Consider the following 13215-nt stretch of genomic DNA (forward strand, 5'->3'; position numbering starts at 1 on the left):
CTCACTGGTAGCTCAGCACGAGGTTGCCGAGGCGGTCGACGCGGCCGGTGACCCCGGCGGGGACCACGACCACCGTGGTCGGCACCTCGACGATCGCCGGTCCGACGAGCTCATGGCCCGCGCGCAGCCGGGCGTAGTCGTAGACGGGGGTCGTCTCGAAGCCGATCTGCGAGTCGAGGCAGACGGAGCGCTCCCCGAGCAGGGCCGCCGCGGGGTCCGGTCCGTCGGACTCCGGAACCTCGGGCAGCACGACCGGGAAGCCGAGGCCCGCCTTGGCCCGCACGCGGTAGGTGATCGCTTGCACGCCCGCCTCGCGGTAGCCGGCACCGCTGCCGTTGATGCGCTCGTACTGCTCCTCGAAGCGCTGGAGGATCTCCTCGCCGGTGCGCTCGGAGAACTCCGCGTCCGGGACGGGCGTCGCGAGCTCGGTGACCTGCATCGAGTAGCGCAGGTCGACCTCGCGCTGCAGCGTCACGTCGTGGAACTTCACCTCCTGCCGGTCGAGCGCGCCCCGCAGTTCGGCCTCCAGCCGGGAGTAGTGCGCCCCGAGCACCGTCCGGTCGACGGGGAAGGGGGAGGGATCGGAGAGCTCCGCGCTCAGCGCGACGTCCGACGCCGCGAGCCCGAACGCCGAGAAGGCGGACGCGACGGGACCGAGCGGCACGACGACCTCGCTCACCCCGAGGTCCCGGCAGTAGCCGGCGCAGTGGGCGGGTCCGGCGCCGCCGAAGGCGTAGGCGACGAAGTCCCGGGGGTCGTGGCCGGCCTGCACGACGGCCCGACGCAGGAGGTCCCCCGCCTGCGCGTTCTGGACCTCGTGGATGGCGATGGCCGCCTCTTCGACCGTCAGGCCGAGCGGCTCGGCCACATGCTCGCGGATGGCCTCCCGCGCCAGGTCGGACCGGAGCGGTTGGCGTCCGCCGAGCAGGCCGCGCTCGCTCAGGATGCCGAGGACCAGGTTGGCGTCGGTGTTCGTGGGCCGCGTGCCGCCGTTGCCGTAGCAGGCGGGGCCGGGGACGGCCTCGGCGCTCTGCGGGCCGAGGCGCAGGTTGCCGCCGGCGTCCACGGAGGCGAGTGCCCCGCCGCCCGATCCGATGGTGTGCACGCGGATGGTCGCCGCGTTGATCGGGAACTGGTTCACGATGGACCCCGGCGCCATCACCGGCTCCCCGTCGACGATCAGTCCCGCGAGGAAGGTCGTGCCGCCGACGTCGGTGGTGATGATGTTGCGGTGCCCGAGCTGCCCGGCCAGGCGCATCCCGCCGATCACCCCGCCGGACAGCACGGAACCGACCGTGGTGATGGCGTGCTCCGGAGCCCGGTCGGCGGTGATGGTGCCGCCCTCGCTCTGCATGACCAGCAGTGGCCCCTTGAGCCCGCCCTCCTCCAAATGCCTCTGCAGCGGGGTCAGGTAGGTGCGGAGCCGCGGCCCCACCTGTGCGTTCATGACCGTCGTCGAGGTCCGCGCGAACTCGCGGATGCGCGGGCTGACCTCCGAGGAGAGCGTGACGTACAGGTCCGGCGCGATCTCGTGGATCAGCTCGCGGACGCGCTGCTCGTGGGCTCCGTTCTTGAACGACCACAGCAGGCAGACGGCGATCGCCTCGACCCCCTGCTCCACGAGGGACCGCGCGACCCGGCGGACCTCGTCCTCGTCGAGCGGGACCAGCACCTTGCCGGCGTGGTCGATCCGCTCGGTGACCTCCAGGGCCCGGTACTTCGGGATCAGCGGCGCGGGCTTGCGCTGCCGGAGCGTGTCCTGGATCTCGTGGGCCGACCGGCCGAGCGTGCGGCCCTCGGCGTTCATGATGTAGATCGCGTCCCGATGGCCCTTCGTGGCGATGAGCCCGACGTCTGCCACCGTCCCCTGGACGAGGGCGTTGATCGACGCCGTCGTGCCGTGGGCGATGTAGTCCGTCTGCGAGAGCAGTTCGGCGACGGTGATGCCGAGCTCGCCGGCGAGGCCCTCGATCGCGTTCATGACACCGGCCTCGCGGTTCGGCGGGGTCGTCGGAGTCTTGGCCGACACGATCCGGCCGGCCCCGTCCGAGGCGACGGCGTCGGTGAAGGTGCCCCCGACATCGACGCCCAGTGCGTATGCCATGTGCTTCTCCTGGTGATCGTTCTACCCTTGGCGGGCGGCGACCCGCCCGGTGACTGTCCGCAAGAGCTCTTCAGGACGGGCGTCCGCCCCGCCCATCCAGGCGACGTGCTGGTCCGGGCGCACGAGCAGGAGCGGGGTGGGATAGCGCCCGGCGCAGTCCCCCGGGAGGTCGACCGTGGTGAGGGGGATCCCCAGCTCGCCTGCCGCGTCGGCCCACTGCCGCACGCCGGCGGTGCGGTCGGTCCGCAGCAGGGTGAAGTCGGGCCCGAGGACGTCGAGCACCGGCCTGCCGTCGTCGAGCCAGACGTGCGGCAGTCGGAAACCCGCCTGCGCCCGGTCCCGGTACCCGCCCATGCTGACGGCCGCCTGGTCCGCGCCCCCGACGACCAGCGGCGAGTTCGCGTAGTGGTAGCCGAAGCTGAACCCGTCCGGCGAGTACCGGTGCGGCTCCGTCACCGCCAGCCGGCCGGCGAGCGCGGCGCGGGCCCGCGCACCGTCCGGGCCCGGCAGGTGGACGTCCGGAGAGACGTCCGCCAGGGACGCCTGCGCGGCCGAGCCCACCGCGGCGGCGAACTGCTCCCCCACCGGCTTGCGCTCCTTCTCGTACGCGGCCAGCAGGTCCGGCGGGGCCCACCCGTGGCGGACCGCCGCGAGCATCCAGCCCAGCGTCGCCGCGTCCTGGATCCCGGCGTTCATGCCGAACCCGCCGACCGGGATCCAGAGGTGGGCGGCGTCCCCGGCCAGGAACACCCTTCCCTCGTTGTACCGCTCGGCGACGAGCCGGCGTCCGGTCCAGCGCACCACACCGAGGACCTCGTGCTCGACCTCCCCGCCCACGGCCTCCCGCAGGAGCCGTTCGGGGTCCTCGCCCTCGGTGTCGTGGTCGGGCGCGAAGGCGACGTGGTTGAGCCACAGCTCGTCCCCGTCGATGGCGATCAGGGAGGACTGCCCGCGTCCGTAGGTCCAGTACGTCCAGGCCCGGTCCCGCGCGGCGAGCCGGCCCAGTTCGGGCGACCGGACGAAGGTCGAGACGAACTTCCGTATCGCGTCGACGCCCTGGTAGCGGAACCCCAACCCGCGGCGGACCATGCTGTGCGAGCCGTCGCAGCCGACCAGGTAGGAGCAGCGCAGGACCCGGGTGGTGCCGCCGGTCTCCACGACCGCCTCGACGTGGTCCTCCCGCTGCCGCAGGCCGACCAGCCGGGTGCCGCGTTCGAGCGTCAGCCCGGGGAGGCTCCGCGCGTGCCTCTCCAGGATGGGCTCCAGGAACAGTTGCGAGATCCGGTGCTGCGGCTCCGGCGTCGGCCAGCCCTCCTTGCCGGCCCCGGCCAGCACGTCGCGGGCCGAGGGCAGGTCGATGCGGAAGATCTCCTCGCCGCGCAGGGCCGTCCGGTACTGGATCGTCGTGGGATAGTCCGCGGGGAGCCCGGCCCGCCGGATGTCGTCGGCGAGCCCGAGCCGCCGGAAGATCTCCATCGACCGGGCGGAGGTGGTGTTGCACCGGGGGTTGACGCCCCGCTCTTCGGCCGCCTCCACGACGTGGCACGCGACGCCGCGCCGTGCGAGGTCGATGGCAAGGGTGAGGCCGGTGGGACCCGCCCCGACCACCAGGACGTCGATCCGGTCCGCTCGGCCGTTCGTCTCCTGTGTCATGGGTCGAGGAACTCCCCTACCAGGCCGCAGAACTCGTCCGGCCGGTCGACGTGGATCCAGTGCCCGGCCCCGGCCACCACCTTCAGGCGGCCGTTGGGCAGAGCGCCGGCGAGCCGCTCGGAAACCTCGACCGCTGAGACCCGGTCGCGTTCTCCGTGCAGGACGAGGACCGGGTTGACGATGCCGGCCGGATCGACGGGGGGCGGGCCTCCGGCGGCGAACATCGACCGGAACGCCGCCTCGGAGCCGGGGCGCAGGGCCTGCTCCAGCCGGAGGTCGGTGAGCTCGTCGAGCAGCGCGCGGTGGGGACCCTCATCGGCGACCAGACGGCCCAAGGTGGCGCGCATGGACTCCCTTGTCGGCTCGTCGTAGAAGGGAACGGCGCGAGGCGGCGGCCCGGTACCCGCGCCTCCCATCACGACCGCGCGCCCGATCCGGCCGGGCGCCGCGGTCATGAGGGCCAGCGCCGCGGCACCGCCCGCGGCCGAGTTGCCCACGAGGTGCACGCGTTCCAGGCCGTGGCGATCGAGCAGATCCAGGATCTGCCGCGAGCGGGCCCGCGCCCAGGCCCCCGGCCCACGCAGCCCGCGGGCTGCGGCGCCGGTGATCTGCGTGCCGAATCCGAGGAGGTCGGGGACGAGACAGCGGAACTCGGACGAGATCCGGGAGCGCACGGACGCCCAGTTGCTCGCGGCATCGACCCCCGGCCCGCCTCCGTGCAGCAGCACGAGAACGGGTCCGGCGCCGGCCCGGACGGCATCCTGCGATGTGGCCGTCACCTACAGCCTCCTCAATGAACAGGGCGCATTGCGGTCGCGGTTCACGGCGTCCGCGACGACCGGGGAACGGGATCCGCGTTCCAAGGAACCGCAGGCTGTACCGAGAACACAGCATTCGGTCGTCAACCCGGCGAGGAACACCGTCCCCACGCCAATTCCCTGCAAAATGACTTCCAAGTCCGTGTGACGCCGCCGTGTCCTCTGGCCTTGCCGGGCCGAGCCGCAAGAACGCCGTTGCGAAATGTCAGGAAGCACTCCAGCCTCCGTCGAGCGTCAACTGGGTGCCGCTGACGGACGCCGCCTCCGGCGAGCACAGGTACCCCACCGCGGCCGCGACCTCGTCGGGCTCGATCAGGCGTTTCACCGCCGATCGCGCCAGCAGCACCTCCGAGACGACCCGGTCGGTGCTCATGCCGTGCACTGCGGCCTGGTCCGCCAGCTGGTTCTCGACCAGTGGGGTGCGTACGTACCCGGGGCACACACAGTTGCTCGTGACCCCGTTGGCCGCCCCCTCCAATGCGATCACCTTCGAAAGCCCCAGGAGACCGTGCTTGGCACTCACGTAGGCGGACTTGTACGCGCTGGCCCGGAGGCCGTGGATGCTGGAGATGTGGACGATCCGTCCCCAGCCGCGCTCGTACATGTGCGGAATGACGGCGCGACTCAGCAGGAACGGCGCCTCCAGCATCAGCCGCAGCATGAAGGCGAAGCGCTCAGGGGCGAACTGCTCGACCGGCGCGACGTGCTGGACACCGGCGTTGTTCACCAGGATGTCCGCCTCGAATCTCCGCTCGGCCAGGTCGGCGGTCCGGCTCAAGTCGATGGCCAGGAACTCACCGCCGATCCGCCCGGCCGTCCGTGCCGCGCCGTCCTCGTCGATGTCGCACACCACGACATGGGCGCCGAGGCCCGCCAGCCGGGTCGCGACGGCCGCGCCGATGCCGCTCGCCGCTCCCGTGACCAGAGCACGCCGACCGGAAAGATCCGGCCCCGGAGGGGTACCCATCACGACCTCGGAGACGCGAAGGGATTGGCGTCGGCGTGGTGGTGCCCCCACACGTCCGGGACCCCGAAATCATGCGGGAGCCAGTCCTCTCCCACCTGGATCCCGCCCCATCCGATTTCGAGGTGGAACCCGCTGGGATTTCGCACGTAGAACGAGATGGTCTTGTCGTTGTTGTGCCGTCCGAGGCTGATCGAGATCGGGACGCCGTTGGCCTTGGCCCGGTCGTAGGCCCGGCCGACGTCGTCGATCGAGCCGTGCTCGAGTTCGAGGTGGTGAATGGACGGCGTTTCCGCGGCCGCGAGCGCGATGTTGTGGTGGGTCGAGTTGCAGCGGTAGAAGAACAGGCCGGGGGCGCGGTAGTCGGTCAGCCTGAACTCGAGCACCGATGCGTAGAGCTCGCGGAGTTCGGTGAGCTTGGGGCTGGCCAGGACGAAGTGGCCCAGGCCCGTGGCGCCGGACCACCCACCGGCCGGTTTGGAGGCAGCGGTGCGGGCCTTGGTTTCGCCGATCGCCAGTTCCACGCGGTAGCCGACGGGGTCGGTGAACCAGCGAAGATGCGTGGCTCCGCGCAGCTCCTTTTCGTCCGCGGTCCCCTCTTCGACGGGGAAGCCGCCGTCCGTCAGCCGTTCGGTGAGCCGGTCGAGCTCGCGCGGCGAATCGACGATCCAGCCCAGCTCTCGTGGCGAGTCCACCGTGGAGGGGTAGAGCGCCATGCGGTACTTGTACTCGTCGAGTTCGGCCAGGACGACTTCGTCCCCGCCGAACTCGGCGTGGGCGACGCCGATTCCCAGTGTGCGGCCGAGCAGGTCGGTCCACGCGTCGACGTCGGTGACGTTCAGCCCGACGTATCCCAGCTTCCTGATGCCCACGCCGGTCACCTTTCCGATGCCGCGGATGCGCCGCCGCGCAGAAACTCACGGACGATGTGGTTGAACTCGGGCGCACGCTCGTACTGGACCCAGTGCCGGCAGTGCGGCAACACGCGCAGTTCCGCGTCGGGAATGCCGACGAGGATCCTGGACGCCCAGGTGAGCGGAACGGTCTGGTCCTCCCGTCCCCATACGAGCAGCGTGGGGGCGCTGATGAGGGCCAGGTCCGGAGTCAGGTCGCCGTAGTTCGGGGGGGTCGGCAATTCCGGATGGCGCCTACGGCTGGCTTCGTACCGCTCGTCGATCAGGGCCTCCGTCGCCAGGGTCTCGTCGAACACCATGAGGCGGGTGAACTCGGCCATTGCCTCGCGTGAGGGCTTCTCCGCGGCCATATAGGCGAAGAGGCGTTCGAGGCCGACCGGCCAGGGCGGCGCGTCCGCCGGCAGGACCCCGCCCGGCGCCATGAGAACGAGGCGGTCGACGCGCTCCGGGTACCGCATCGCGATCCGCATCGCCACGCTGCCGCCGTAGGAGTTGCCGACCATGTGGGCCCGTTCGATCCCTAGAGCGGTCATCGCACGGCACACCGTCTCAGCGGCTTGAAAGATCAACGGCTCGTCCGTGGCGGGACGGGGCGAGCCGCCCCAACCCGGCAGGTCGACCACGATGTTCCGGTAGTCCTGGAAGGCCGCCAGGTTTCCGCCGAAGTTGCTCATCCCCGTCGCACCCGGTCCCGAGCCGTGCAGCCACACGACCGGGCTGCCTGCACCGACATCGGTGTAGGCCAACTGCGCGTCCCCGACATCCAACGTGCTCATCGTCCACGACCTTCCCTCTGTATGTAGCGTTCACTATACAGCCGGGTTCGAGGCCATCAAGAGCGGCCGACGAATCCGTGAGGACGGTGTCCGCTGCCCCGGACAGCACTGCCTGGGCGGCGCTCCGCGCGGGCCACCGCAGCACTCGCCCCGCTCATGCGCGGGCGACACCGGCCGCGTGGTCTACAGGCGGCCTGCTACGCGGCGGATCTGGATCTCTTCGGGCGTGCCGAACCGGTGCAGTTCGAACGCCTCGCGCTGGTGCAGGCCGCTATCAGCGCGGGATTGCAGGCACTGCCGAACGGTAGCGGGAAACACAGGGGAAACTTGCGTCCCTATTGGGTGGCATCACGCCGGCTTACCCACCTTGATCTTGCGACTTTCCGAGTACGGCATGAGGAGCCTGGAGATGCCCACTGCAGCCGATTCCCGACGCGCGTTTCTGAGGCGCGCGGGGCTGGCCGTTGCCGCGGGTGCGAGCCTTCCCCTGCTGGAGTCCGCCCCGAGATCGGTGTTCGCCTCCGCGGACGACCCCGACCAGTTGTTCAGGGAGGGCAGGTTCGCCGCGGCCGAGCGCGGCTATCGACGTCTTCTGCGCGAGGATCCGGAGGACGGGCACGCCTACGCCCAGATCGGATACACCGCCCTGTTGTCCAACCGCTTCGGCGACGCGGAGAAGCACTTGTCCAAGGCTGTCGCCCTAGAGCCCGGCGGCACCTCGGCACAGCGACTGGCCGAGTGCTACGTCCGGCAAGATCGGTTCGCCCGGGCGATACCGCTCCTCCAAAGCACGGGCAGTTCGCGTGACAAGGCGTACGGCGGGCGCGTTCGGAACGACGGTCTTCTACCACTTCCTGACCACGATGAACTACGCCGGCCGCACCCTGGTTCTGCGGCGCAAGACCGGGGCCGCCCCGCGCATGCGGCCGGCCGACCGGCTGCCGCTGTGGCTGGCCGGGGACCATTACCCTTGCACGCTGGGCAGTTTGGGCGACTATAGGCCCCGGATGGTCACCGTCGACACCGGCGGCATCGGCATCGGCCTCGACACCACGGTGGAGATCGCCGAACGGGCGGGCATCGAGGTGGACTACGACCATCCGACCCAACAGCCAGGGGGCAGGCTCTTTCCGATCAGGCCCGAGCGGATCAGCCTGGGCACCCGGGTCAGGCGCGATATGCCCGGCCACGCGGCCGAGAACGTCTTTCCCGGATTCCCCGGCCCGGGCCAGTCGGCACAGTTCGGCTTCGATCTGATCGCCAACTTCACCCACGAATTCTTCAAGCCCTACGCCATCACCTTCGACTACACCGACATGTGCCTTTTCATCACGGCAGGTGAATGACCTTCCCGGCTCGACGTGAAGGCATCGCCCGACGGGGCAGGCGGCGCGAGATCGGGGACCCGGTCGTTCAAGCATCGCGCGTCAGGCCGACGAACATCGTCCGGTGGAGTTGGACGACGTGATCGTGGGCTATGCCGGCCGCCGCCGGGTCGTGCCGGCGGATCGCCTCGACCAGGGCCCGGTGCTCGTCGTTGGACCGTCGCAGCGTCTCGAGCGGGTACGGCAGGTAGTAGTGGTACAGCTCGCGCAGCACCGCGCCGTACGGCTCGACGGCCGCCGGGGCGCCGGTCGCGGCGGCGACGGCGAGGTGGAACCGCTCGTCGCAGCCGTGGAACTCCGCCCAGTTCGCCGCCCGGTCCATCTCCGCGACGAGGTCGTCGAGGGCCGCGACGGCCGCATCGCCGGCGTCGCGGGAGGCGAGGTAGGCGATGCCGCATTCGAGGGCCAGGCGGTGGTCGATCAGCCGGTGCACGTCGGCGGCGGCGGACCGGTAGGCGTTCATGGCCTTGACGGCCTGCCGCCTGGGGTGCGTGGCGACGAGTGTCCCGCCGTTCCGGCCGCGCCGCCGTTCGAGTAGCCCGTCCTCGCAGAGCGAGACGAGCGCCCGCCGCACGGTGATCTCCGCGACGTCGAGGGCCCGGGCGATCTGGTCATTGCCGGGAAGGCGCTCCCCCGGCGCCAGCAGCCCGAGGTCGACCGCGAGGGCGATCCGGGCCCGCACCGTCTCCAGCGCCGAGAGCCGCCGGATGCCGCTGAGCGCCGGCGCGCGAAGCCTTTCGGTGGTCGCGCGGTCGCCCGGCTCGGGTGCGTCGGGAGGGACGGGCATGCGCCCACTCTAGCCATGCCGGGGGAGGTCCCGGCTCCGGCCTCTTGGATAACTGCTCATTTTGCTCTATTTTCCTTCCAGGCCCAGAGAGAGGCGGACGACCGTGGCCCGACCACTGCCCATCACGCTCGCGCAGGTACCGCCGCGCCTGCTCACGGCGCCTTTCGCCGATTTCGCCGCCGAGGCCCGGGACCTGCTCGGCCGGTTCCGGCGAACGCGCGTCCTGGTGTACCCGGAGCTGCACCTGTGCGGCGTGGACACCACGCGCGGGCACGTGCGGCAGCAGGTGCGGGACGCCGCCGAGCCGCTGGACGGGCCGCGAAGGGCGGAGCTCGCCGAGTTGGCGCGCGAGCTCGGGATCTGGCTGCTGCCGGGCAGCGTCGTCGAACGCGGCACGAACGGCGAGCTGTTCAACACCGCGCTCGCCTTCTCTCCCGAGGGCCGCCTCGCCGCGTCGTACCGGAAGATCTTCCCCTGGCGGCCGTACGAGCCGTACGACCCCGGTGACCGGTTCGTCGTCTTCGACCTCGACGGCGGCGGCCGGGTCGGCTTCGCGATCTGCTACGACATCTGGTTCCCCGAGGTCGCCCGCCACCTGGCCTGGATGGGCGCCGAGCTGATCGTCAACCCGGTGATGACCACGACCGAGGACCGGGCGCAGGAACTGGTGCTCGTACGTGCCGCCGCCATCGCCAACCAGGTCTTCGTCGCGAGCGTGAACACCGCCGGACCGGCCGGCACCGGGCACTCGCTGGTGGTCGACCCGGAGGGCGCCGTACGCGCCGAGGCCCCCGGCGACGCCCCCGCCGTCCTCACCGACGTGCTGGACCTGGACGAGGTCACCCGCGTCCGCACGCACGGCACGGCCGGAGTGAACCGCATGTGGGACCAGTTCACCGACGCGGACTCCCCCATCGAACTGCCGCTGTACGAAGGCCGCATCGACCCTCGGCGGTGGCGCCCGGCGGGCCATCGCCCGCCCGCGACCAACTGAGCCCGTCCCTCGCATCACCCCACGGAGCCGTCCATGGACACCCACCCCCGTCCGCTCAAGCGCAGCCTGACCCTGAGATCGGTCGTCCTGTTCGGCCTGGCGTACATGACGCCGCTGATCGTCCTCGGCACGTTCGGGGTCGTGGCGACCACGACGAACGGCGTCGTGCCGACGGCCTACCTGCTCGCGCTCGTCGCGATGCTCTTCACCGCCTACAGCTACGGACGCATGGCGGCGGCGTACCCGGTGGCCGGCTCGGCGTACACGTACGTACGGCGCGCGATCGAGCCTCGCCTCGGCTTCCTCGTGGGCTGGGCCACGCTACTGGACTACTTCTTCCTGCCGATGGTCATCTGGCTGATCGGCGGGGCGTACCTGCAGGCCAAGTTCCCCGGCGTGCCGGGCTGGACGTGGATCCTCGCCTACATCGCCGTGACCACGGTGCTGAACCTGCTGGGGATCAAGACCGCGGAGCGCACCAACAACCTGCTCATGGTCTTCCAGATCCTGGTCATCGCGATCTTCGTGCTGCTGTCACTGCGGCACGCCGTCGATGTGGACGGCGCCTCGGCGCTCGCCTCGGGGACACCGTTCTTCCACGACGGGGCGACCTTCTCCGGCATCTCGGGCGGGGCGGCCGTCGCGGCGTACTCCTTCCTCGGCTTCGACGCGGTCACCACCCTCACCGAGGAGACCGTCGATCCCAAACGCACGATGCCGCGCGCGATCCTTCTGATCGCGCTGATAGGCGGGGCCATCTTCGTCACGGTCGCGTACACCACGCAGCTGGCCCATCCGGGCAGCGCGTTCGAGGACTCCAGTTCGGCGGCGTTCGAGATCGCCATGACGATCGGCGGTGACCTGTTCTCCTCGATCTTCCTCGCGGGTCTGGTCGTGGCGCAGTGCGCCTCCGGGATCGCGGCGCAGGCCAGCGGGTCACGCCTGCTGTTCGCGATGGGCCGGGACTCGGTCCTGCCGCGCCGGCTGTTCGGCTATGTCCACCCGCGTTTCCGAACCCCGGCCTTCAACATCCTGCTCACCGGCGCGGTCGGCCTCATCGCGCTCCGGCTGAGCGTCGCCACCTCGACGTCGTTCATCAACTTCGGTGCCTTCGTGGCATTCACGTGCGTGAACCTGAGCGTCATCGCGATGTTCGTCCGCAACCGCCGCTCCGGCGCGGGCGGCCGCGTCCTGACCGGCGTCCTGGTCCCCACGGTCGGCGCGCTGGTGGACCTGTGGCTGCTGTTCCACCTCGATGGACGAGCCCAGATCCTCGGCATGGTCTGGCTCGCGCTCGGCGTCGCCTACCTGGCGTACCTGACGAGATTCTTCCGGCTCCCACCCCCGGAGCTGGAGTTCACCGAGGACAAGCGCCCTGCCGAGCCGCTACCCGCCGAGTAGGCCAGAACGGCGACAAGTGCTGACCGTCTCAGGCGGGCGCGCGGGGGACGGGCCGCGGGTAATGGCCGCCTCGCGGGCGACTGGGGCCGCCCTCGGTGCCGTGTGTGACTCATGCCACATGCGGTGCCTGTCAGGTATCGGGGTGCTGTCTCGCTCAAGTCAGCGAGAGCAGAACGAACCGACAGGAGCAGCGCATGAAGCACCGCATCGTCGTCCTCGGCGCCGGCTATGCCGGGGCCTACGTGGCCGGGAACCTGGCCCGCCGGCTCTCCCCGGCGGACATCGAGATCACCGTGATCAACGCCGTGGAGGACTTCGTCCAGCGGCAGCGGCTGAACCAGCTGGCGGCCGGCCGGGAGATCGAGGCTCCGAAGCTCACCGACGTCTTCGCGGGCACGGATATTCGGCTGCGCGTGGCCCGTGTCACGGCCATCGACCCTGAACGCAAGGTCGTCGCCGTGGCCGACGCCGACGGAGGCGGCGAGGTCGGCTACGACACGCTGCTGTACGCGCTCGGCAGCCACGTCGCCGACCAACGCGTCCCCGGCGTGGCCGAGCACGCCTTCGACGTCGCCGGTCGGCCCTCGGCGCTGCGCCTGCGCGAGCGCCTGGATCACCTGGAAAGGCGGGGCGGAGGCGGGCGGGTGCTGGTCGTCGGCGACGGGTTGACGGGCATCGAGACCGCCACCGAGATCGCCGAGTCCCGGCACGGCCTGTCGGTGGCGCTTGTCGCCCGCGGCGAGCTGGGGGCCCGGCTCTCCCCCGGGGCCCGCGGCCACCTGCGCCGGGCCTGCGACCGGCTGGGAGTCGCCGTTGTCGAGCACGCCGGCGTCGAGGCCGTCGAGGCCACGCGGGTGCGGTGCGCCGACGGCACCGTCCTGGCGTCCGACGCGACCGTGTGGACGGCCGGGTTCGCGGTCAGTCCCGTCGCGGCCGCGGGCGGTCTTGAGGTCACCGAGGACGGTCAGGTCGTCGTCGATCGCACCATGCGGTCGGTCTCGCACCCGGACGTCTACGCCGTCGGCGACAGCGTCTACACCCTCGGTGACAACGGCCTTCAACTGCCGATGAACTGCGGTTCGGTCGGCTACACCGCCCGGCAGGCCATCGAGGCGATCGTGGGAAGGCTGACCGGCCGCGATATCGCGAACACCAAGCTGGTCTACCGGTACAACGCCATAAGCCTCGGACGGAGGGACGGGATACTTCAGCTGATCGACGGTGCCGGGCAGGCGAGGACGAAGTACATGGGCGGCCGCATGGCCGTGCGGATCAAGGAGAGCCTTCAAAGGGGCGCGCTGTGGGGCACCTCGCATCCGACGTTCGGCATGCCCCTGCGCAGGCGCCGCCTGACCGCCGCGCCCGCCGAGCAGGCGATGGTGTCCGCCGCGAAGTCGGCCACGTAGCCGCCTAGGTTGG

12 protein-coding genes and 1 pseudogene are annotated in these 13215 nt (G+C 70.9%); 5 read left to right on the plus strand and 8 right to left on the minus strand.

All coding sequences use genetic code 11. The annotated features are described in order from the left end of the window. Position 1 precedes the first annotated feature (1 nt). From K8Z49_RS12530 to K8Z49_RS12560, 7 genes are read right to left on the minus strand one after another with little or no spacing between them, the layout of a single operon-like run. Positions 2-2104 carry a hydantoinase/oxoprolinase family protein gene (locus K8Z49_RS12530; protein ID WP_075020338.1) on the minus strand — a complete coding sequence of 701 codons (2103 nt, stop codon included), beginning with the start codon at positions 2102-2104 and terminating at the stop codon, positions 2-4. 21 nt (positions 2105-2125) lie between these two features. Beyond that, positions 2126-3757: an FAD-dependent monooxygenase gene (locus K8Z49_RS12535; protein WP_021593121.1), complete on the minus strand. Its 1632-nt coding sequence runs from the start codon at positions 3755-3757 to the stop codon at positions 2126-2128. After that, entirely contained in the window at positions 3754-4536 is a 783-nt protein-coding gene (locus tag K8Z49_RS12540; protein ID WP_075020336.1) for an alpha/beta fold hydrolase, read from the minus strand. Before K8Z49_RS12540 ends, K8Z49_RS12535 begins: the two co-directional genes overlap by 4 nt. Then, positions 4537-4791, minus strand: a complete 255-nt coding sequence (locus K8Z49_RS12545) for an isochorismatase family protein (protein ID WP_412518865.1) — start codon at positions 4789-4791, stop codon at positions 4537-4539. It lies immediately after the preceding gene. Next, positions 4781-5542 (minus strand): 3-hydroxybutyrate dehydrogenase, encoded by a 762-nt coding sequence (locus K8Z49_RS12550; RefSeq protein WP_021593119.1) that lies wholly within the window; start codon positions 5540-5542, stop codon positions 4781-4783. Before K8Z49_RS12550 ends, K8Z49_RS12545 begins: the two co-directional genes overlap by 11 nt. Next, positions 5542-6411 carry a VOC family protein gene (locus K8Z49_RS12555; RefSeq protein ID WP_412518867.1) on the minus strand — a complete coding sequence of 290 codons (870 nt, stop codon included), beginning with the start codon at positions 6409-6411 and terminating at the stop codon, positions 5542-5544. Before K8Z49_RS12555 ends, K8Z49_RS12550 begins: the two co-directional genes overlap by 1 nt. 5 nt (positions 6412-6416) lie before the next feature. Beyond that, entirely contained in the window at positions 6417-7229 is an 813-nt protein-coding gene (locus tag K8Z49_RS12560; protein ID WP_412518869.1) for an alpha/beta fold hydrolase, read from the minus strand. Between the two features lie 409 nt (positions 7230-7638). On the opposite strand from K8Z49_RS12560, the pseudogene K8Z49_RS12565 reads away from it, so the two are divergent. Both K8Z49_RS12565 and K8Z49_RS12570 read left to right on the plus strand, forming a co-directional pair. Next, positions 7639-8010, plus strand: a pseudogene (locus tag K8Z49_RS12565) (tetratricopeptide repeat protein); the annotation flags it as partial. Positions 8011-8032: 22 nt separating this feature from the next. Further along, a complete protein-coding gene (locus K8Z49_RS12570) occupies positions 8033-8575 on the plus strand; it encodes a hypothetical protein (RefSeq protein ID WP_412521354.1) in 543 nt (180 codons plus the stop codon). 67 nt (positions 8576-8642) lie between these two features. On the opposite strand, the gene K8Z49_RS12575 is transcribed toward K8Z49_RS12570, so the two are convergent. Next, a complete protein-coding gene (locus K8Z49_RS12575) occupies positions 8643-9401 on the minus strand; it encodes a FadR/GntR family transcriptional regulator (RefSeq protein WP_412518871.1) in 759 nt (252 codons plus the stop codon). A gap of 103 nt (positions 9402-9504) precedes the next feature. Here K8Z49_RS12575 and K8Z49_RS12580 point away from each other — a divergent pair, with 103 nt between their 5' ends. The 3 genes from K8Z49_RS12580 to K8Z49_RS12590 all read left to right on the plus strand — a co-directional run bounded on the left by K8Z49_RS12580 (position 9505) and on the right by K8Z49_RS12590 (position 13202). Further along, positions 9505-10395, plus strand: coding sequence for a carbon-nitrogen hydrolase family protein (locus K8Z49_RS12580; RefSeq protein ID WP_021593114.1), 891 nt, complete (start codon positions 9505-9507; stop codon positions 10393-10395). Between the two features lie 33 nt (positions 10396-10428). Then, the gene (locus tag K8Z49_RS12585; RefSeq protein WP_021593113.1) at positions 10429-11796 is read left to right on the plus strand and encodes an APC family permease; all 1368 of its coding nucleotides are present in this window, start codon (positions 10429-10431) and stop codon (positions 11794-11796) included. 194 nt (positions 11797-11990) lie between these two features. Further along, positions 11991-13202: an NAD(P)/FAD-dependent oxidoreductase gene (locus tag K8Z49_RS12590; protein ID WP_412518874.1), complete on the plus strand. Its 1212-nt coding sequence runs from the start codon at positions 11991-11993 to the stop codon at positions 13200-13202. The last annotated feature ends 13 nt before the right edge of the window (positions 13203-13215 follow it).

This window comes from Actinomadura madurae (assembly GCF_047130825.1).
Lineage (GTDB): Bacteria > Actinomycetota > Actinomycetes > Streptosporangiales > Streptosporangiaceae > Spirillospora > Spirillospora madurae.

Bases quoted from the DNA above. Each gene is read 5' to 3' on its own strand.
- K8Z49_RS12530 (WP_075020338.1), bottom strand. From the start codon at position 2,104: ATGGCATACGCACTGGGCGTCGATGTCGGGGGCACCTTCACCGACGCC.
- K8Z49_RS12535 (WP_021593121.1), bottom strand. From the start codon at position 3,757: ATGACACAGGAGACGAACGGCCGAGCGGACCGGATCGACGTCCTGGTG.
- K8Z49_RS12550 (WP_021593119.1), bottom strand. From the start codon at position 5,542: ATGGGTACCCCTCCGGGGCCGGATCTTTCCGGTCGGCGTGCTCTGGTC.
- K8Z49_RS12560 (WP_412518869.1), bottom strand. From the start codon at position 7,229: ATGAGCACGTTGGATGTCGGGGACGCGCAGTTGGCCTACACCGATGTC.
- K8Z49_RS12575 (WP_412518871.1), bottom strand. From the start codon at position 9,401: ATGCCCGTCCCTCCCGACGCACCCGAGCCGGGCGACCGCGCGACCACC.
- K8Z49_RS12585 (WP_021593113.1), top strand. From the start codon at position 10,429: ATGGACACCCACCCCCGTCCGCTCAAGCGCAGCCTGACCCTGAGATCG.
- K8Z49_RS12590 (WP_412518874.1), top strand. From the start codon at position 11,991: ATGAAGCACCGCATCGTCGTCCTCGGCGCCGGCTATGCCGGGGCCTAC.